We start from the raw sequence: 20,304 nt of genomic DNA, 5'->3' as shown, positions 1-20,304 counted from the left end.
GGCATTTCGCTCTAATTATGATACATAAGAGCCGAACAAATTAAATAATGACATTATGAATCAAGAAAAAATAACGATAAATGACATAGCCAGGCTGGCTGGTGTTTCTAAACGAACAGTTTCACGCGTGATTAACCAATCACCCAAAGTCGGTGAACAAACTAAAATTAAAGTTGAGAAAATCATTGAACAGTACAACTATGTACCAGACAAACAAGCTAGAGGCTTAGCGTCTAGCCGATCTTATTTACTTGGTTTAGTTTACGATAACCCTGATGCATTATATATTGATGATATACAACGTGGGATCTTAGAATTTTGCAGCCAGAAAGGTTATGAACTTGTTGTTCATCCCTGCCGGTATAAAAGTCCAGATCTGAATAATAATGTGGTTAATTTTGTTCGGCGTTCTAAGCTCGACGGTATCGTTCTCTTACCGCCTGCCTCTGAAGTAGATAGCTTAGCTGACGTGTTAGATCAAAATAGCATTCCGTATGTTCGTTTAGTTTCAGGCTTTTCCGAAGCCAGTGAAAATTTTGTGATGTCAAACGACAGACATGCAGCTGCCGAGATGGCTAAATATATTACCTCTCTTAACCATCAAAAAATCGCGATGATAACAGGGCCGCTGAACTACCGCTCTTCGCGCGAACGCTTTGAAGGTTTTAGCAATACAATGCAGGAGATGGGTCAACCTTTAGCAGCAGATTTAGTTGTTGAAGGTACAAACCAATACGAAAGCGGTATCGAACAAGGTCGACACTTATTGACCTTAGAAAATCGCCCTACCGCTATTTTTGCCAATAACGATGAAATGGCATCTGGTGTCATTAAAGCCGCACATGATTTAGGTATTAAAATACCTGATGAATTATCGGTATGTGGTTTCGATGATAACTTATTAGCATCCCGCATCATACCTGCACTGACCACCATCAAACGCCCTGTAAGGGAAATGGCCAAGTTTGCAGCCAATAAACTTATCGCGAAAATAGAAGGTGGTAACCCTCAAGCGATTAGTCAAAACTGTGTAGTTCACCCTGAGATTGTTATTCGCGAATCAGCGGGATCGGCAAATAAAGTTTAATCTTGAATGTGGTTTGCTTTAGAGGCCGATATTGCAAACCCAACAGCGATACCAATTGTAATTCCGACCGCGACATTATCAAGTGCCAGACCTAAAGTGCAGCCTACACCAACACCTAGGGCTATCCACAAATCAGAAACGTGCTTTTCGTTGTCTTTTTTATTGGTTGATGCCATCTCATGTCCCTCAATGATCTTATAGTCAACAATCAAACGCTCACTATAATTACTCAAAGAGAATACATTTTCAACATTAAATTAACAGAAAATTAAATATTTGAAGTCTCGTCTAAATCTGTATATTGGTGTGCGGCATCTAACATCCGCCTACTTTCTTGCAAGAAATAGTCAGCATATTCACCAAACCACCGTCTAACATCAAAAAATTCTTCTTTAAACAGGGATTTATCTCCACTTTCTAAAAGCTGAATACCTTCTTGAAAACGTTGAACAAAGCGCTTTAACAAATTAAAGTTCTCTGGATTGGCGTAAATAATATCTGCATATAACTGCGCATCCTGAGCAAACAGCCGTCCAACCATTGCCAACTCTAGACGATAGATAGGTGAACTTAACGCGATTAATTCTTTTAATTGAGGGTTTTCTTGCTGTAAATGCAAACCATAGACAAAAGTAGAGAAGTGCCGCATTACCTGAATAAACGCCATCGCTTTATCGTGCGATTGTGCGCCCACTTCTTTTAATTTTGCGCCCATGGTTTTAAATGTATCTAACAACCACTGCGCCTCTTCAACCTTGCGCCCTGCACAATAAGCGACAACTTGATCATGAATATCAGGAACGTCAGGGCCAAACATCGGGTGTAAACCAACGACACAGCCTAGATGTGCATTTAACATTGCATCAACCGGTTGTGCTTTAATACTGGTTAAATCCGCTAAAATACAAGACTCGTCCAAATTCCCTTGCAACGCATGAATAATCTCAACGGTTAAATTGATAGGTACTGATACCAGGACTAAATCTTGTCCGGAAAGTTTTTGTTGAGCATTGGGCCAGTCATCTTTTTCAAAAACCTGAACCTGATGACCATGCTCAGAAAAAAGCCGAACAAACAAAGAACCTAAACGCCCTTCTCCACCTATGATGGTAATTTTTCTCGTTTGATGGCAGCTTTTGTTCTTAGCAGCTTGCAAACGCTGAGCGCGAATAAACTTTTCAAGCTCAGCTTTTTTCTGTGTTAAACGCTCTATTTCCTGTTCAACCTGCTCTAACTGCGATGCAAGTGTATTTGGCATTATATTAAGCGCCTCGATTGGCCAACGGTTGTTTTAATTTAACCGCCATTTCACGTAATAAATCTTCGGTAGTCGGCCAATCAATACAAGCATCGGTAATAGATACACCATATTTCATATCTGTCATGCATTGATCCGAAGACTGGTTACCCGCATTTAAGTGACTTTCTAACATAATACCGATAATAGACTGGTTGCCGGTTTCAATTTGCTGCATCACGTCTTTAGCAACCAAAGGTTGACGAGTGTAATCTTTATTTGAATTACCATGACTACAATCAACCATCAAAGCGTCATTTAAGCCTGCTTTACGGAGTTTTTCTTCACAAATAGCAACATTGGCTGAATCATAGTTTGGCCCTTTACCTCCGCGTAAAATAACGTGCCCGTCTGGATTGCCACTGGTTGAAATTACGGCAACTTGACCTTGCTGATTAATACCCATGAAGCTATGTGGTGAAGCGGCTGATTTAAGCGCATTAATTGCAGTGTCTAAACTACCATCTGTGCCATTTTTAAAGCCAACTGGCATAGACAAACCACTTGCCATTTCTCTGTGCGTTTGTGATTCAGTGGTACGTGCTCCAATGGCCGACCAACTGAACATTTCGGCTAAATATTGTGGACTAATTGGATCCAACGCTTCTGTAGCCATTGGAATTTCCATATCGGCCAATTCGATTAATAATTTACGGGCTTTATGCAACCCCTCTTCAATATTAAAACTGCCATTGATGTTTGGATCATTGATAAGCCCTTTCCAGCCAACGGTCGTTCTTGGCTTTTCAAAATAAACGCGCATTACAATATACAAACTGTCTTTTAATTCATCATGTAGTGCTTTTAATTTTTTAGCATAAACAATAGCAGCGTCTACATCATGAATAGAACAAGGACCACTAATAACGATAAGCCGTTTGTCTTTCCCTTGAATAATGTTAGAAAGAGTTTGTCTTGCGTTAGCGATATAACTTAATGCACGGTCTGAAACGGGTAAAGCTTCTTTAAGCTTTTCCGGCGTAATTAAAACTTTTTCATCATTAACATGTACATTATTTAGGTTATCTTTGAGCATTAAATCGGTATCCAGTATTTATTTTTGAGGGCTTGATATTATCACGCGACTCTTTCGCAAAATCGCTATATTGTAGCCAAAAACTCTTGGTTAATCAGCTTATTTTTAAGTGCTTTTAACATTACTTTTAAATATTGCTGTACAATGTACAAATATCAAATCATTAATCTTGTTATGCAATCAATATTTAAAATTTTACGCCTGCAAGTCAGCTGGCAATTTATAACGACTGTTGCTTTTATATACGCCAGTTTTTTGTTTTTTAAACCTATAAACACAAATGCGGTCGTGCTATTTCCGCATTTCGACAAACTGGCACATTTTGTCGTATTTGCCGGACTGACCTTTTTAACCGTAATGAGTTTTCATAAAAACCGCAATTTTCATGCTGCTGCAATTATTCTTACTATGGCATTTTATGGTGCGGGTGTAGAAATCATTCAAGGTACATTTTTTGACAGGCAAGCCAGTTTAGCTGACTGGCTATTTGATATGGCAGGTTGTATTACCAGTATTTATATATTCAATAACACTAAGTTTTCATGCTTACTATCGTGGGTTGTGGCGCGATAAGCGCGACCGTAATTTATCAATGTTATAAACAGCAAATACCTTTTGAGGTATTGCTGCGCGCACAAGATATCGCCACTACCGCGTTACCAAAAAAATGTCTTTTGTTCACCGATTTCAACGGTTCTGAGCATCACATTGATTTACCATTAAAAACCAATGACGAAAGCCCCATCGAACTATTGTTATTGGCGGTCAAATCTTATCAGGTTGAAGCTGCACTTAGCCAAGTTAAACAAAAATTCTCGCTCGCTAAAAATGCACATATTGTCCTGCTACATAATGGCATGGGGACGGTTAGCTCGGCACATAAAATATTTCCGTCAGCGCACGTGCTTCTCGCCAGCACAACCTATGCAGCTTTTTCTAAAGAAAAATTCAATATAATACAAACAGGTATTGGCGAAACTGTATTTGGCTGCTTAAAGAATACAGCTGAATGCCCTGCTTTATTGCAAGGCCTTATCAATAGCTGGCAACAAGCCAGTTGGGTGACAGATATTGAAAACAGGTTATGGCTTAAATTGTTTATCAATTCAGTGATCAATCCACTGACTGCTGTTAATAATATAAAAAATGGTGAACTCAGATCGCCTCGCTATTCGGCGCATGTAGAAAAATTAATAGATGAAATTATGCAATTGAGTGTTTGTTTAAAATTGCCTTTTAACCATTCTCAGCTAAACAGCACAGTTTATCAGGTTATCGAAAATACGGCGGAAAATTACTCATCGATGCAACAGGATGTCGCGCACCAGCGCAAAACAGAAATAGATTTTATTACAGGCTACTTATTACAACAGGCAAAGCAATACAATTTAGTACTGCCTTGCCACTTATCACTTTACCAACAGCTTAAACAGGTTGAAAAAGCTTAACGTTTTTATAGCCTTGCTCAATCAAATAAAGCGCTTGCAATCGGCTCATAACCCCTTTTTTACAATACAACAAATACTCTTTATCTTGCTGTAAATCAGGAAATTGAGTCGCCAACTTAAAAAATGGAATATGCAACACTTCGACATTCTCAATATCTAAAGGCTCTAATTCTTCTTCTTCAACTGAGCGCACATCGATAATCACCTGATTTTCAGCGACCTCAGTTAGCGACTCGACTTCAGAAACCACCTCTTGTGTTTCGGTTTTTAACTGTCGGATATCGTAAACCTTGGCCTCATCTACCACTTGCTCGATAAGGGGCATGTGAAAACAATCTTCAGCGGCCAATACTTTATGTTCAGGCGCTGCGATATTGGGTCGTTGTGAGATAACCCCACAATATTCAGGCATTGTTTTAGCAAAATCTTCAGTACCAATTTGACGGGCTAAATCAATAATATCCTGCTTGTCCATGGTAACCAAAGGGCGCACAACCAGTGTATCTGTCACTTTATCAATTAAACTTAAGTTTGATAAAGTTTGGCTTGATACTTGGCCCAAGGCTTCACCGGTTACGACCGCTTTAATATTCATGCGCTCGGCAACTAAACTAGCCGCCCGCAACATCATACGCTTTAATACAACGCCCATTAAACCTGAGTCTATCGTTTCTAATATTTCAGCCACGACCGGTTGAAAATCAACTGAAATAAACTTTACACGATGAGATATGCCGTACTTAGCCCACAAAAAATAAGAGACTTGTTTAACCCCTATCTCGTGCGCTGCCCCCCCTAAATTGAAAAACAAAAAATGCGTTTTAATCCCACGGCGCATGGTTAAAAAACTAGCCACACCTGAGTCAAACCCACCAGAGATCAGCGAAATGGTTTCATCTTGTGTCGCAATCGGGAAACCACCTAGCCCCTTGTATCGGGTACCAATCAAAAAGAGCTGATCGTTAGCAACCTCTAAATTAATTTCAACTTCAGGTTTTTTAAGCTGTACTCGCGCTGACTCTACCTTTTGATTTAATGCGCCACCTACATATTGCTCTAAATCTTTAGAGGTAAAGTCGTGTTTACCACGACGCCTAACCCGCACACAAAAACTTTTATGTTCAATTTGTGATGCATATATAGATAGAATTTTTTCGCAGGTTTCGTCAAAAGAAACAAAAGGAGACTGCTGTACCTCGGCAAACGAGGTTACGCCAGGAATACACTGCAAGCGTTCAATTGCAATTTCACGCTTATCATCACTGACACGTGCCTCTACACAATCCCATTGTTTTTGAACCCAAGCTTTTTCGTCAACTTTACGCAGTACATTTTTAATATTGCTTTCAAGAATTTTGGTAAACCGGATGCGCACCGAACGACTTTTAATCGAAATTTCGGGGTGCATTTTAACTATAAATTTAATCATATTATGCAAAGCTGACTTCAAGCGAAAAATTGGCTGACGATTATACAGATTTTATCAAAGATAAAGAATGCCTTTTTCAAATTAGACTACTTGTCTGTCACAAAATGTGACAGACAAAATGGATTACAGTGTAAATTTATGGCGAAACCGTGATGGGATCTGACTCTTTAGCTTTACCTTGCATAATCGAGATTTCAACCCTTCGATTACGTCTGCGGTTTTCTACTGAATTATTCGGTACTAAAGGTCTCGTATCAGCATGGCCAACAACGACCAATCTATTGGCATCAAAACCCGGGGTTCGCACCATTTCATGTGCAACAGCCACCGCTCGTTTACTCGATAATTCCCAGTTTGAAGCATATAACTCTGATACAACGTTCTGATTGTCTGTATGCCCGGATACAGTTATTTCGCCCGGCACCTGAGTCAGTAGCTTAGCAACTTGCTGAATAATTGGTTTAAATTGAGACTGTAAAAATGCTGAGCCAGATGGAAATGCGCCGTTCTCACGGATACGAATAATAATTTGCTGACCGAGCGATTCTAGCTCAATCGCACCATCGACAATTTGCTCTTCTAATTGCTGGGCAATTTTTTTCACCAGCTCACTGATTTCTTCTGCTGCGGCTTGCGACTCAGCAGTTGAAGACTGTTGGTTTGCAGTGTCAGAAGCAGTACCGCCACGCTGATCACCGCGTTGTTTTTGACGACCACCCGATGAATCTTCATCCCCCGCTTCAAACTCTAAGGTTTGTTGTGTCATTTCAACAGTTTGCTGCTGAATGGTTTCAATTGGTGTTGGATCAGGGCGACCGGGGCGAAATTCTTGTGCAATAACAGATGTCCCTTTAGGAATATCTTTTATTTCCAGTTTATTTTGCACACCGAATGCAAACTTCATCGAACCTGCAATTTGCTTAAATTTAAGGACATCCATTTCAGAGAATGCAAGCAAGAGTACGAAAAAGCACATCAACAACGACATCAAATCAGCAAATGTCCCCATCCACGCGGGCAAACCGGGGGGAGGACATTTTTTACAGGGAGGGCAATCTTCAGCCATTTTATTCCTCGCCTACTTTGCGTTTAGACTCGGCCAAGTAGTTTTTCAAAACACCTTCAATGACCCTTGGGTTTTGTCCATCTTGAATGCCTAAAATAGCGTCTAAAATAAGGCTCTGATTTAGTTTTTCTTCTTCTTTTCTAAGCGTTAATTTAGCCGCCAATGGTAAAGCAATTACGTTCGCTAAAAAAGCACCATATAAAGTAGTTAGCAAAGCAACGGCCATCGCAGGACCAATCGCTTTAGGGTCATCCATGTTTGATAACATAGCAACCAAACCAATCAATGTGCCTATCATGCCCATTGCAGGTGCAACATCACCCAGTGCTTTTAATAAACCAATACCCGCTTCATGTCGTTCAGTTGTCAATTCAATGTCTTTAGCCAAGGTTGCTTTAACAACATCCCCATCATGACCATCGACTAACATATCAACGCCTTTGCGCATAAAAGGATTATCTATTTGCGCTTCTTCTAATGCTAAAAAACCACCTTTACGCGCTGCATCGGCCATTTCAACTGATTTTTCAATTAATTCTTCAGGGCTTTCGATTTTAAACATAAAAGCCTTACCCATAATTTTACCGATGCCAAAAAACTGGCCCATTGTAAAATTAGCCAACACAACGAATAATGAACCACAAAATACGATGAGCACAGACGGGACATCGAAAAACATGGTTAAATCACCGCCTAATATCATCGCCATCACGATAAAGGCGATCGCCCCGACAAGACCAATTACCGTTGCTAGATCCACGCATTCCTCCAAGCAAAAATGGTGTTCGAACTGAACATAGATTTATTTTTATTTTATAAGTTTAACTCAATTATCGACAATAACAGATGAATGTTTAGCTTTTTCATAAAATTAGCTATTTTATCCAACACTTTAAATTGACCATTTACCCAGCCTGTTGTAGTGTTTCGCCGATTTTAAAAGTAGGAATAAATTATGGCCGCTAAAAAACCTGAAAATATGTCTTTGGAAGATAATATAGATGAGTTAGAAAAACTTGTTCAACAAATGGAACAAGGCGAATTGCCATTAGAAGAGGCTTTGAAACAATACGAGCGCGGTGTAGCTTTGGTTCGCGCCAGCCAGCAAAAGCTAGAACAAGCAGAGCAAAAAATAAAAATACTGCAGCAAAAAAACGGCAATAATGAGCTTGTAGATGTCGACCCACAGAGCCTGATTAAATGACAATTGAATCTGATATAAAAAAGTTTCAAGCGGAGTTTAATCAAACTTTAGCCGAACTTTTTCAACAAATCCCAGCAGACAGATCGCCTATATTGCATCAGGCTATGCTGTACAGCTTAACCAATGGGGGCAAACGTGTACGTCCTTATTTGATGAGTTTAGTTGCGCAAGCATTGGGTATTTCAACGCAAACAATCATTCCGGCGGCCATTGCATTAGAGTGCATTCATTCTTACTCATTGGTACATGACGACCTACCCGCAATGGATGACGACGATTTACGCCGAGGCAAGCCAACTTGTCATATTGAATTTGATGAAGCAACCGCCATCTTAGCCGGTGACGCATTACAAACACTCGCCTATGAAACCATCGCCAATGCCGGTGTAAACGACAGTATCAAAGTTAACTGGATAAAAGAGCTTAGCCGTCACGCTGGCTATTATGGCATGTGCTCAGGACAGGCGCTTGATTTAGCAGCCGAAAACAGCCAAATCAGCTTAGCTGAATTAGAAAAAATTCATCATTTAAAAACCGGCGCTTTGCTGCGTGCTGCCGTAAGTCTAGCCTGTCTTGCAAAACCCGACTTACCGGCAGAACATATGAAACAGTTTGATGAGTTTGCGCAGCAGTTAGGCTTAGCGTTTCAGATTCAGGATGACATTTTAGATGTAACCGCCAGCACTGAAGCCTTGGGAAAACCGCAAGGCTCGGATGAAAAATTAAACAAAAGTACCTACCCCGGATTGTTAGGATTAGAACAAGCAATCGAAAAAGCTGAACAAGTATATCAATCAGCACTAGAGCAAATTCGCGATCTCCCCTACAATACGCAATCACTATTTAATTTCGCGCGGTTTATCGTACAAAGACAGCACTGATCTGAGCAATGACTATTAATATAAATAATTACCCCAGACTAAGATTGATTAACGAGCCAGAAGACTTACGCAGCTTACCTTTGTCTGAGTTATCTGAAGTCGCAACTGAATTGCGCGAATATTTACTGGCATCGGTAAGCCAGAGCAGTGGTCATTTTGCTTCCGGCTTAGGTACGGTCGAACTTACGATTGCATTGCATTATGTTTATAAAACGCCGTTTGACCAACTAATATGGGATGTTGGTCATCAAGCCTACCCGCATAAAATACTAACCGGCAGACGCGATCAAATTCATACCATACGCCAGTTAAACGGATTACACCCCTTCCCGTGGCGTGAAGAGAGTGAATATGATCCACTGAGTGTGGGTCATTCTTCAACTTCTATCAGCGCAGCGTTAGGCATGGCGATAGCGGCAGAAAAAGAAAAAGCTGGCCGACAGGTTGTTGCGGTAATTGGTGATGGTGCAATGACAGCCGGCATGGCGTTTGAAGCATTAAACCACGCGGGTGATTTAGATAAAAACATGCTGGTTATCTTAAATGACAATGACATGTCGATATCGGAAAATGTTGGTGCACTGAATAATCATTTAGCCAAATTATTATCCGGCTCTGTTTACACCTCGTTTCGCGAAAGTGGTAAAAAAATACTCAGCAACGTACCACCCATTAAAGAATTAGCCAGTCGTGCAGAAGAACATTTAAAAGGCATGATAGCACCGGGCACCATTTTTGAAGAGTTAGGTTTTAATTATATCGGCCCTATAGATGGACACGATGTAAATGCTTTGGTCGATACCTTAAAAAACATGCGCAGCTTAAAAGGCCCACAACTATTGCATGTTGTTACCAAAAAAGGTAAAGGTTATCACCCGGCAGAACAAGACCCGATTGGTTATCACGCGGTACCTAAATTTGATTTAACCTGCTGTGAATTGCCGGTAAAAAAAGCCAATTCGCCAACCTACTCTAAAGTATTTGGTACTTGGTTGTGTGATATGGCAAAAAACGATAAAAAACTGATGGCAATCACACCTGCCATGCGTGAAGGCTCAGGTATGGTGCGTTTTTCACGTGAATATCCGGCGCAATATTTTGATACCGCGATTGCCGAACAGCACGCAGTGACATTAGCAGCCGGTATGGCTATACAGGGGTTAAAACCCGTTGTTGCGATATACTCAACCTTTTTACAGCGCGCTTATGATCAAGTGATACATGATGTCGCGCTACAAAACCTGCCGGTATTATTTGCCGTCGATCGTGCCGGAATTGTCGGTGCAGATGGACCGACCCATCAGGGGACATTTGATATCAGCTTTATGCGCTGCATTCCCAATCTTGTCGTTATGACACCGTCTGATGAAAATGAATGCCGACAAATGCTGTATACCGGCCACAACAGCCAAAAACCTTGTGTTGTGCGCTACCCAAGAGGCAGTGGTCCAAATGCCGAAATACAAGCTCAAATGCAAAGCTTAGAAATTGGTAAAGCATGGCTAAAACGCAGCGGGCAAAAAATTGCCATTTTAAACTTTGGTAGCTTATGCCACTTTGCTGAGCAAGCCGCCGAAGAATTAGATGCTACTTTATATGACATGCGCTTTGTAAAACCGATAGACAAAACAGCCATAACAAATGCAGCGCAGCAGCATGAATATATTATTACAGTTGAAGACAACTGCATTCAAGGCGGTGCAGGCAGCGCAGTATTAGAAGTATTAGCGGGTTTAGGCGAAGCCTGTAAAGTACTTAATATTGGTGTACCGGATGAATTTGTTAAACATGGTTCACAAAACGAACTTTACCAGATTTTAGAATTAGACGCTGAAGGAATAAAAAACCAAATCAATCGTTTTATTAAAAAGTAAAACGAATAAGGGTAAGTTATGTCTAGCAGCCAGCAAGAGATTGAAAAAACACTGGGTTACACCCTGCACCATCTTGCGTTTAATATGAAATCGGTACTGAAACAGATTTTTAAACACAGCGGATATGAAATTACACCTGAAAGTTACTTTTTGCTCAATTTAATACCTGAAGAGGGTATTGAACAGCAAGTTTTGGTCAACAAAACAGGCAAAGACAAAGCCGCCGTAACCCGCCTGCTTGACTGGCTAACACGACAAGATTGGATTATCCGCCGTGTTGTAAAAACCAATAAACGCAAGTGTATTGTCAGACTATCACCCGAAGGGAAAAAGGTGTGTACGACTCTCAACAAAGCCTTAGCCAATATCAGCCAACCCATGGTAAAAGGCATCACCAGCAGTGAACTTAATGCAATGTATTCTGGATTAAAACAACTGGACGAAAATTTACAGCGCATTGAAGATAAGCTAAAAGAAAAGGGGTAGGAAAAAAGGGTTAGGAAACGAGTAAGTAGCATTTGATTATAGTATGTAGTTCAGTTTATGCTCATGTCGGCGTACACAAGCCAATTAAAGTGGGAGTGTTATTATTTAATGTTTAGGTCGAGCGTAATAAGATGTATCGCGGCTTTAGCTTTAATAGCCTTATATCCTGTGACATCACCCGCATGCGTGAAATCTAGTACTTTAACAGAGCAGCAGTTTCAAAAAATATTGATTGAAAATGGTTTTTCTGATGAAGATCTAGGATCTAAGCATGGATTAGTTCAAGAGATTAGCGTCATTGATGAACATTGTGTGAGGTTGCAAGGACTGGTTGGTGCACCCAAATATCTAAAAAGCCTAGAGTTGGCTTTATATTCCAAGCCGGTTAAAAATCCAGATGGGTTGTGTATCGTATTCAGCTACTACTATTTGGGAAACTATGAAGACGGAGAGAAAATCACGATTCACCCTGATCAAAAGCTAGCTAAAATTGATAAAGACTGCAAGGTTGTTAAACACAACAACTACGAAGGTTATGTTGCAGTTAATCCCAAATTGAAAGGTAAAGACCTGATAACCGAGGTCAAAGAAAAAATGATTGCGCAGAAAAAAATATTTTAAGCATATTAGGGCGTGTGAATCTTTGTATTATTTTTGAGCAATAGGCTATTTTAATCATTAACAAAGCAGAATGAGTGGGGTTTAGTCATTCTAAATAAACGAATTCTAATGCCGTTAAGGGTTAAAATAGCCATTGCTGAGGCCAAAATGGTCTTATGCAGCGTTAGAAATAACTTATTTAGATGACTAAACTTCATTATTTCTGCCTTGCCTAAAACCATTTTTTCTCTCAGCTCAAATTATAAACAAAGATAAACACGCCCTAGGCTAGCCGAAGGTTTTTAGCCAACAAATTAATCTGCTGTTGGCGTTGGAGTCGAAGCTTGATTTTCGTCAGTAAATGTTAAAGTAACCGAGCGGCCGTTGTGCAGGTTTTCTACCTGATAATCTAAATTAATTTTTTGTACTATTTTTTCAACCAGTACTAACCCGATGCCAAATCCGGGTTCTTTTGATGAAGTCACTAATTTATTTTCAACACTGTTTTGGTTCAGGATGGTTACCCCATTCCTGACAACCGCTATATGTACCAGCCCTTGCAGAGTATTTTGAAAAGCGTTACGTACTAAGTTATTAAACACTATTTGAACTAGTGTTGGGTGGGTAAATACCTGTAAATCATCGCCACTGACTATTACTTTAACGCTGCGATCAGCAATAATCGATTTATTGTCTTCAATTGATTTGTTAAGCATTTCAACCAGATCGCACTGGCTGAATCCAAGCTGATTTTGACTCTCTTTACTGATCCATAATAAAGCTTCAATTTGATACTTCATATCAGCAACGGCTATTTCCATTCGTTGCAACACTTTGCGTTCATCCGGTGATAGATCACGCATCATAGCTTCAAGAATTTCCATATTAGTCGACAATACCGCGACTTGTGTACGCAACTCGTGACTGGTAAAGCGCGCAAAAGAGTGTTCTTTTTCAAGCAGTTGGCTAAATTTATTGATACTGTTATTGACCGTATACGCCAGTGATGTTAAGCCATCCATTTTTAATTTTGGCGGTGGTTCTATTTTTTTAGAAGCCGATAAATTATCGGCCCAGCTTGCCAGTTCTCTTACGGTTAAATTCACATGATTAATATAATAAAGCTGCACCATAAACATAATGGCGATGATAACGGCCGCTATAAATACCGCTGGTTGCATTCTGCCAGCCAGCCTTGCGTCTAGCTGAGTTACGTTTTGCGGTGCAACCCGATAGTAGGCAAATAACTTTTTTTCATCAAACAAAACGGGGTAAATCAGCACCAACTCGGCAACTGAAAATACCCCTCTAAATTCAAATATCCCGATATTAACTTTATTGGTAACCAGTTTGTCTTCTTCGCCTAAATTTGGAATGCTGTTTTTTAGCGTTTGATAAGAAGTAACAAGCTGCAATGCATCACTGCCTATTGGATAATGTGGCGCGGTTAAGTAACGATCGGGGTTAGCTTCTATACGTGAGATAGCTCTTTCGGTATAATCAACTAAAAAATGGCTTTGCTCTTTGGCGTGTTCTACATGAAAGTGGATCGCAACATATATCACATACAAAATGATAAATAGTGCGATAAACGCAGTGCCAACTAAGGTACTGCGGATCTGCAAAGCTGTGTTTTTAATCATTCAGTGGATTTCTTAACTCAAATCCAAAACCATGCACGATATGCAATAAAGGTTTACCAAAGTCTTTATCTAAACTTTGACGTAATCTATGTATATGCACTTTTAATACACTACTATCAGGTAAATCGTCCCCCCAAATTGCGTATTCTAAATCTTGTTTACTGACCGCTTTTGGATAGGCTCTGGCAAGTGATTCTAAAATAGACCAACCTGAAGGCGTTAACCTGAGTATGTGCCCATCGCGTCTCGCTGTTTTGCTGGATAAATCAAGTTCTAATCCCAGCTCTGCAATTTTTAATGCTTTTACCTGTCCGCTTCTGCGATGCGATAAAACTTTTATGCGTGCAAGTAATTCTCTCAGTTCGAAAGGTTTAACTAAATAATCATCTGCACCGCTGTCAAAACCGGTTAATTTGTCGTCGATATCAGACAATGCAGAAACCATTAAAATTGGAATTTCTTTACCTTCACTGCGCAATGTGCTGCACATTTGTGTGCCTGACATAAGTGGCATATTAACGTCTGTCACAACAACGTCATAGCTATTTTGATTAACTAAATTAACCCCCTGAACGCCATTGCCACAGTGGTCACAATCAATTTGATTTAACTCTAAAAAATGCATCACGGTTGCGGCTAAATTCTGATCGTCTTCAATCAACAAAACTCGATTACTCATGTTTCACCTCACACCAAGAATGTACTTAAACCTAATGATTTAGTACTATCTAACACACATTGTTAAATATTTGTTTAATATAGCCCTAATCAAAAAGGATGCAATATGCATTCGTATGCAAAGCAAATAACTTGCAGTTCAGTGCATAAAGTTTAACAATTCGTTATTGTATTCATTCACTTGGGTTTAATGCGGCTTTGATAATTTATGCATAATTATGTAATGCAAAAGCTTTACCTACTATATCCCTTTGCCCTTATGCTATTACTTGCAGGATGCGAACGATTTTACACGCTAGAAAAACACCGACCAGAGGTGTTTACCGAAGCTGATTTTTATCAAGTTGAAGGTTACAAATTACGTTATGACTTATACATGCCTAACTCGTATACGGGCTGGCATCACTCAGACAGAAATAAATTTGAGCTAGACGAAAAAACCAATACCTATTGGATGAAAAATGTTGATATATCCAAACCTCAAGTTGATGACGTGGGTGGCCGGTTTAAAATAGCCAGTATTGATTGGCAAAATCAGTTTGGTTTTGGTGAATATGATGTGACGCAAGATGAGTCGAGTTTCGGTTTACCTGAAAAAGGTGTGGTTTTGCATTTGCACTTTTCACATAACAGCCGAGACATGTTTATCGAACTACCTAAAGAAAAACATGGTAAATGGTTAACCGTTGGTCTAAAAGTAACCTCTGATTCCCTGCGCCCGAATGCCATTATGATGGTTAAATTAACAAATATTCCATTCTTACCGTAAATCTTTCTTTATGTTTACCAGATAAATGAGTAATCTATCGGCTAATTAATCGTCAGCTCTAGACTCAAAATATAATAAGGACGAGGCCGATTATGCGCAAACCAATTGCCATCTACGCACAAGATGTAGATATAAATCTGGAAGAGTGTTGTCAAAATGCACGCTATTGGGGGGTTAATACTCTGATATTATCGCCTGATTTGTTTGATGAACCCGAACTCCCCATATTGCTTAATAAATATCAACTCGCTTTATGGTTGAATATCCCAGTATTTAATAATCCAAGCTATTTAAAAGAACACCCTGATAAAATTGCTGTATCGAACACGGGCAATTTAGCGCAGCAAGATTGGTGTCAATTTATCTGCCCATCAGATACCGCGTATATCGAACATTTAAAAGCACAAATCACTGAATATTTAGATGAAACCAACCCAGATTATATTAGTCTGGACTTTTTGCGCCAATATCTTTATTGGCAAGATAAAAGTTATGACGAGATTGCGCCGGAAGATATTGAATATGGCTGCTTTTGTAGCCGTTGTATGAATGCCTTTTATCACAGTGATTTTGCAACATCTGACGCAACGGCTGAAATTGAAAGTCGTGAGTTTTCAGCTGATTTTGCCCATTGGCGAAGTGAACAAATTGCCTCTGTTGCCAAAGTTTTAACTGACTTTATTCGGCAGATGTCTCCCAATACCAGTATTGCATTAAACACCCTGCCCTGGTCGGATAAAGCATTAAATTGCGCTACGTCAAAATATGCGGGCCAGAATAAAAGCCGTTTATCTGAATATTTTGATGCTTTTTGCCCTGTAGCTTTCAGCCATATGTTGCCGCAAACAGCAGATGATAAAAAACAGCTATTAAACGAATTAAATGCTGAAACCCAAACACCGATTTATTATGGTTTACAGGTTGCGCATTGGCGCTTAAAAAAAGCGATACCGGCTGAGCAGTTTGAGATAGAGTTAAAACAAAATCTAGCGTTAAGCAAACAAGGTATGGTGATATACAATTATACGGAGCTGCTGGCCGATGCTGAAAAAGCGACTATTTTAAAACGCCATTTAAATCCAGAAATCCACTTTTAGTTTGCTGTGTTGTAAAAGAGTTCGCAGATAAAAAAAAGCCGACATCAAATCTGTCGGCTTTTCATATTAGATTTTATAAGCATATAAACCTTATTGGTTTATAAACTTACCAACCTGTTTTTTCAGCTAATGCTTTACCAATATCAGCCAGTGAATCAACAGTTGTTACACCTGCTTCACGAAGCGCGGCAAATTTTTCTGCTGCTGTCCCTTTACCACCTGAAATAATCGCACCGGCATGACCCATACGCTTACCCGCTGGTGCAGTAACACCTGCAATGTAAGAAACAACTGGCTTGGTGACATTTTCTTTGATAAATGCTGCAGCTTCTTCTTCTGCTGTACCACCAATTTCACCAATCATTACGATTGCTTCAGTCGCTGGATCTTTTTCAAATAAAGCCAAGATATCAATGAAGTTAGAACCTGGAATTGGATCACCACCGATACCAACACAAGTTGACTGACCAAAACCTGCATCAGTTGTTTGCTTAACCGCTTCGTACGTTAAAGTACCAGAGCGAGAAACAATACCCACTTTACCTGGCAAGTGAATGTGACCTGGCATAATACCAATTTTACATTCACCCGGAGTGATTACGCCCGGACAGTTTGGACCAATTAAGCGTACGCCTAACTCGTCACATTTAACTTTACATTCCAACATATCAAGCGTTGGGATACCTTCGGTAATACAAACAATTAGTTTGATACCGGCATTTGCGGCTTCTAAAATAGAATCTTTACAAAATGGCGCAGGTACGTAAATTACACTTGCTTCTGCACCTGTTTCGGCGACCGCATCTGCAACTGTATTAAATACTGGCAAACCTAAATGTGTTTGACCACCTTTACCTGGCGTGACACCACCCACCATTTTTGTGCCGTACTCTATCGCTTGTTCTGAGTGGAAAGTACCCTGAGAGCCAGTGAAACCCTGACAGATAACTTTTGTATCCTTGTTAATTAAAATACTCATTATTTACCCTCCGCAGCTTTAACAACTTGAACCGCTGCATCTGTCAAACTCGTTGCTGCAATAATGTTTAATCCACTATCCGCTAAAACTTTTGCACCTAATTCTGCGTTGTTACCTTCTAAACGCACAACCACTGGTACACTTACACCGACTTCTTCAACTGCACCAATTACGCCTTCGGCAATTAGGTCACAACGAACAATACCACCAAAGATATTGATTAATACGGCTTTAACTTTGTCATCACTTAAAATAATTTTAAATGCTTCAACAACACGCTCTTTCGTTGCACCGCCACCAACATCTAAGAAGTTTGCTGGCGCGCCACCGTGTAATTTAACAATGTCCATCGTACCCATTGCTAAACCAGCACCGTTAACCATACAACCAATGTTGCCGTCTAATGCGACGTAGTTTAATTCCCATTTAGCAGCATGCGCTTCACGCTCGTCATCCTGCGTTGGATCATGCATTTCACGTAGATCCGGGTGACGGTATAATGCGTTGCCATCGATAACCACTTTAGCATCTAAGCACAGTAAATCGTCATCGTTGGTAATTACTAATGGGTTAACTTCTAACAGCGCAACGTCTTTTTCTGCAAATAACTTAGATAAACCTAAAAATATTTGAGTGAATTGCTTAACTTGTTTGCCTTGTAAGCCTAATTTAAACGCGATATCGCGTGCTTGATAAGGCTGACCACCAACTAATGGGTCAACAGTTGCTTTAAGAATTTTTTCAGGTGTTTCTTCTGCCACTTTTTCAATTTCAACGCCACCTTCTGTTGATGCCATGAAAACGATTCGGCGTGTAGAACGGTCAACAACCGCACCTAAATAAAGCTCTTGTTTAAAAGGACAAGCAGGCTCAACTAAAACGCGGCTTACTGGCTGACCTTTTTCATCTGTTTGATAAGTAACTAAGTTGTTACCTAACCATTTTTTAGCAAATGCTTCTACTTCGTCTTTGGTTTTAACCAGCTTAACACCGCCAGCTTTACCACGACCACCGGCATGTACCTGTGCCTTAACGACATAAGTATCACCTTCAACCTGGTCTACTGCAGCAACCGCCTCAGCAGGTGTTTGTGCAGCGATACCTTTGGCTACTGGCAAACCATATTGTGCAAACAGTTGTTTACCCTGATATTCATGCAAATTCATGTTATGTTTCCTTGATAGCTTAAATATCCAACAATAAACGCGTTGGATCTTCTAGTAATTCTTTAACAGTTACTAAGAATCCGACTGATTCTTTACCGTCAACCAATCTGTGGTCATAAGAAAGCGCCAAATACATCATTGGCAAAATTTCCACCTTACCGTTTACTGCCATTGGTCTTTCTTGAATTTTATGCATTCCCAATATAGCGGTTTGAGGTGGATTAATTATTGGCGTAGAAATCAATGAACCGAAAACACCGCCGTTAGTAATAGTGAAATTACCACCGGTCATTTCTTCGATCGTTAATTTACCATCACGACCTTTAATTGCTAATTCACGAATACCACCTTCCAACTCAGCCAAAGAAAGTTGGTCTGAATCACGTAATACAGGTGTAACTAATCCACGAGGTGTTGAAACTGCAATACTGACATCAAAATAGTTGTGATAAACAATGTCATCACCGTCGATTGATGCATTCACTTCTGGGAATCGTTTTAATGCTTCTGTTACTGCTCGAACAAAGAAAGACATAAAGCCTAAACGGATGCCATGTTTCTTTTCAAAAGCATCTTGATAAGATTTACGAATTTCCATAATAGGTTTCATGTTAACTTCATTAAATGTCGTTAACATTGCAGTTGAGTTTTTAGCGTCTAATAAACGTTCTGCAACACGTTTACGTAAACGTGTCATGGGTACACGTTTTTGCGAACGAGCACTGTTCGCTACCGGCTCAGACAACGATTTGTCTGCAGCTTCTGCAGCCGCTTGACGTTGAGTTTTTGCTTTCACGTAAGCTTCAACATCTTCTTTGGTTAAGCGGCCTTTTTCGCCAGTCCCTTTAATTTTAGCGGCTTCTTCTGTGCTGATTCCGTTTTGAGATAATGCACGTCGGACAGATGGTGTTAACGAAGAATCAGAGCTGTCATCACTGCTTTGTGCTTTAGCTTCATCTTTTGATTCTGCTTTTGGCGCTGCAGCTTCACCCTTGTTTAAAGTACCAATGACTTGCTCACCCGTTACCGTTGCACCTTCATTTTCGATAATATCAGCCAATACACCGTCATATTCGGCAACAACTTCAAGTACAACTTTATCTGTTTCGATATCAACTAGGTTTTGGTCTCGCTTAACTGCTTCACCGGGTTGAACATGCCATGTTGCAATTGTTGCGTCAGCAACTGATTCTGGCAATACTGGAACTTTAATTTCCACGCTTTCACCTTTAACTTGTTTTTCTGGTTGTGATTTCTGCTCGTCTGCAGCATCAGACGGAGCGCTCTGCGGTTTTTCTGAAGAAGATTTTTCATCTGCGCTGCCTAACCGAGCAATAACTTGCTGACCCAGTACAGTGTCACCTTCTTCATGTAGGATTTCAGTGATTACGCCATCTTGTTCTGCAACCACTTCTAGTACAACTTTATCTGTTTCTATATCAACTAAGTGTTGATCTCGTTTTACACTATCACCCGGCTTCACATGCCATGTAGCAACACTAGCATCGGCGACTGATTCAGGTAAAACAGGGACTTTTATATCTAATGCCATAATTCTGTTCTC

General features: G+C 40.0%; 21 protein-coding genes. 10 read left to right on the top strand and 11 right to left on the bottom strand.

The genetic code is table 11. The features are described from left to right. Positions 1–55 precede the first annotated feature (55 nt). Positions 56–1,087, top strand: a complete 1,032-nt coding sequence (locus FNT16_RS14295; RefSeq protein ID WP_143872207.1) for a LacI family DNA-binding transcriptional regulator — start codon at positions 56–58, stop codon at positions 1,085–1,087. Here the strand turns inward: FNT16_RS14295 and FNT16_RS14290 are convergent. The 3 genes from FNT16_RS14290 to FNT16_RS14280 all read right to left on the bottom strand — a co-directional run bounded on the left by FNT16_RS14290 (position 1,084) and on the right by FNT16_RS14280 (position 3,420). Then, the gene (locus FNT16_RS14290; protein ID WP_143872206.1) at positions 1,084–1,263 is read right to left on the bottom strand and encodes a glycine zipper domain-containing protein; all 180 of its coding nucleotides are present in this window, start codon (positions 1,261–1,263) and stop codon (positions 1,084–1,086) included. The two genes, FNT16_RS14295 and FNT16_RS14290, sit on opposite strands and share 4 nt — an antisense overlap. 92 nt (positions 1,264–1,355) lie before the next feature. Then, positions 1,356–2,345: a bifunctional chorismate mutase/prephenate dehydrogenase gene (gene tyrA, locus FNT16_RS14285; RefSeq protein ID WP_246072234.1), complete on the bottom strand. Its 990-nt coding sequence runs from the start codon at positions 2,343–2,345 to the stop codon at positions 1,356–1,358. A 4-nt stretch (positions 2,346–2,349) separates the two neighbouring features. Further along, the gene (locus FNT16_RS14280) at positions 2,350–3,420 is read right to left on the bottom strand and encodes a 3-deoxy-7-phosphoheptulonate synthase (protein ID WP_143872204.1); all 1,071 of its coding nucleotides are present in this window, start codon (positions 3,418–3,420) and stop codon (positions 2,350–2,352) included. Between the two features lie 69 nt (positions 3,421–3,489). Here FNT16_RS14280 and FNT16_RS14275 point away from each other — a divergent pair, with 69 nt between their 5' ends. Beyond that, complete coding sequence (locus FNT16_RS14275; RefSeq protein WP_342779171.1) at positions 3,490–3,993, top strand: VanZ family protein; 504 nt, start codon at positions 3,490–3,492, stop codon at positions 3,991–3,993. Further along, positions 3,963–4,868 (top strand): ketopantoate reductase family protein, encoded by a 906-nt coding sequence (locus tag FNT16_RS14270; RefSeq protein ID WP_143872202.1) that lies wholly within the window; start codon positions 3,963–3,965, stop codon positions 4,866–4,868. Before FNT16_RS14275 ends, FNT16_RS14270 begins: the two co-directional genes overlap by 31 nt. On the opposite strand, the gene thiI is transcribed toward FNT16_RS14270, so the two are convergent. The 3 genes from thiI to pomA form a co-directional block, all read right to left on the bottom strand. Continuing rightward, positions 4,846–6,294, bottom strand: a complete 1,449-nt coding sequence (thiI, locus tag FNT16_RS14265) for a tRNA uracil 4-sulfurtransferase ThiI (protein WP_185976759.1) — start codon at positions 6,292–6,294, stop codon at positions 4,846–4,848. The two genes, FNT16_RS14270 and thiI, sit on opposite strands and share 23 nt — an antisense overlap. Before the next feature lie 139 nt (positions 6,295–6,433). Further along, entirely contained in the window at positions 6,434–7,363 is a 930-nt protein-coding gene (locus tag FNT16_RS14260; RefSeq protein ID WP_143872200.1) for a flagellar motor protein MotB, read from the bottom strand. 1 nt (position 7,364) lies between these two features. Next, positions 7,365–8,123, bottom strand: coding sequence for a flagellar motor protein PomA (gene pomA / locus FNT16_RS14255; RefSeq protein ID WP_143872199.1), 759 nt, complete (start codon positions 8,121–8,123; stop codon positions 7,365–7,367). A 195-nt stretch (positions 8,124–8,318) separates the two neighbouring features. Between pomA and FNT16_RS14250 the strand changes: the two genes are divergently transcribed. From FNT16_RS14250 to FNT16_RS14230, 5 genes are all read left to right on the top strand, one after another. Then, on the top strand, positions 8,319–8,567 hold the full coding sequence (locus tag FNT16_RS14250) for an exodeoxyribonuclease VII small subunit (RefSeq protein ID WP_143872198.1): 249 nt from the start codon (positions 8,319–8,321) through the stop codon (positions 8,565–8,567). Beyond that, positions 8,564–9,448 (top strand): (2E,6E)-farnesyl diphosphate synthase, encoded by an 885-nt coding sequence (gene ispA / locus FNT16_RS14245; protein WP_143872197.1) that lies wholly within the window; start codon positions 8,564–8,566, stop codon positions 9,446–9,448. Before FNT16_RS14250 ends, ispA begins: the two co-directional genes overlap by 4 nt. 8 nt (positions 9,449–9,456) lie before the next feature. Next, positions 9,457–11,322, top strand: a complete 1,866-nt coding sequence (dxs, locus tag FNT16_RS14240) for a 1-deoxy-D-xylulose-5-phosphate synthase (RefSeq protein ID WP_143872196.1) — start codon at positions 9,457–9,459, stop codon at positions 11,320–11,322. Positions 11,323–11,340: 18 nt separating this feature from the next. Next, positions 11,341–11,808, top strand: a complete 468-nt coding sequence (locus FNT16_RS14235; RefSeq protein WP_143872195.1) for a MarR family winged helix-turn-helix transcriptional regulator — start codon at positions 11,341–11,343, stop codon at positions 11,806–11,808. Positions 11,809–11,994: 186 nt separating this feature from the next. Next, complete coding sequence (locus FNT16_RS14230) at positions 11,995–12,429, top strand: hypothetical protein (RefSeq protein ID WP_143872194.1); 435 nt, start codon at positions 11,995–11,997, stop codon at positions 12,427–12,429. A gap of 293 nt (positions 12,430–12,722) precedes the next feature. Here the strand turns inward: FNT16_RS14230 and FNT16_RS14225 are convergent, their stop codons facing one another. Continuing rightward, the gene (locus FNT16_RS14225) at positions 12,723–14,051 is read right to left on the bottom strand and encodes a sensor histidine kinase (RefSeq protein ID WP_143872193.1); all 1,329 of its coding nucleotides are present in this window, start codon (positions 14,049–14,051) and stop codon (positions 12,723–12,725) included. Beyond that, on the bottom strand, positions 14,044–14,730 hold the full coding sequence (locus tag FNT16_RS14220; RefSeq protein WP_143872192.1) for a response regulator transcription factor: 687 nt from the start codon (positions 14,728–14,730) through the stop codon (positions 14,044–14,046). Before FNT16_RS14220 ends, FNT16_RS14225 begins: the two co-directional genes overlap by 8 nt. Positions 14,731–14,937: 207 nt before the next feature. Between FNT16_RS14220 and FNT16_RS14215 the strand changes: the two genes are divergently transcribed. Beyond that, positions 14,938–15,498 carry a hypothetical protein gene (locus FNT16_RS14215; protein WP_143872191.1) on the top strand — a complete coding sequence of 187 codons (561 nt, stop codon included), beginning with the start codon at positions 14,938–14,940 and terminating at the stop codon, positions 15,496–15,498. A 92-nt stretch (positions 15,499–15,590) separates the two neighbouring features. Next, positions 15,591–16,595 carry an alpha-galactosidase gene (locus FNT16_RS14210; protein WP_143872190.1) on the top strand — a complete coding sequence of 335 codons (1,005 nt, stop codon included), beginning with the start codon at positions 15,591–15,593 and terminating at the stop codon, positions 16,593–16,595. A gap of 106 nt (positions 16,596–16,701) precedes the next feature. On the opposite strand, the gene sucD is transcribed toward FNT16_RS14210, so the two are convergent. From sucD to odhB, 3 genes are read right to left on the bottom strand one after another with little or no spacing between them, the layout of a single operon-like run. Further along, complete coding sequence (gene sucD, locus FNT16_RS14205) at positions 16,702–17,574, bottom strand: succinate--CoA ligase subunit alpha (protein WP_143872189.1); 873 nt, start codon at positions 17,572–17,574, stop codon at positions 16,702–16,704. After that, positions 17,574–18,740: an ADP-forming succinate--CoA ligase subunit beta gene (gene sucC, locus FNT16_RS14200; RefSeq protein ID WP_143872188.1), complete on the bottom strand. Its 1,167-nt coding sequence runs from the start codon at positions 18,738–18,740 to the stop codon at positions 17,574–17,576. The genes sucD and sucC overlap by 1 nt, the downstream gene beginning before the upstream one ends. 19 nt (positions 18,741–18,759) lie before the next feature. Continuing rightward, positions 18,760–20,292 carry a 2-oxoglutarate dehydrogenase complex dihydrolipoyllysine-residue succinyltransferase gene (gene odhB / locus FNT16_RS14195; protein ID WP_143872187.1) on the bottom strand — a complete coding sequence of 511 codons (1,533 nt, stop codon included), beginning with the start codon at positions 20,290–20,292 and terminating at the stop codon, positions 18,760–18,762. Positions 20,293–20,304 lie beyond the last annotated feature (12 nt).

This window comes from Catenovulum sediminis, assembly GCF_007289895.1.
Lineage (GTDB): Bacteria > Pseudomonadota > Gammaproteobacteria > Enterobacterales > Alteromonadaceae > Catenovulum > Catenovulum sediminis.
Note: the sequence above shows the minus strand (reverse complement) of the source record. Positions and strands in the feature narration are given on the sequence as shown.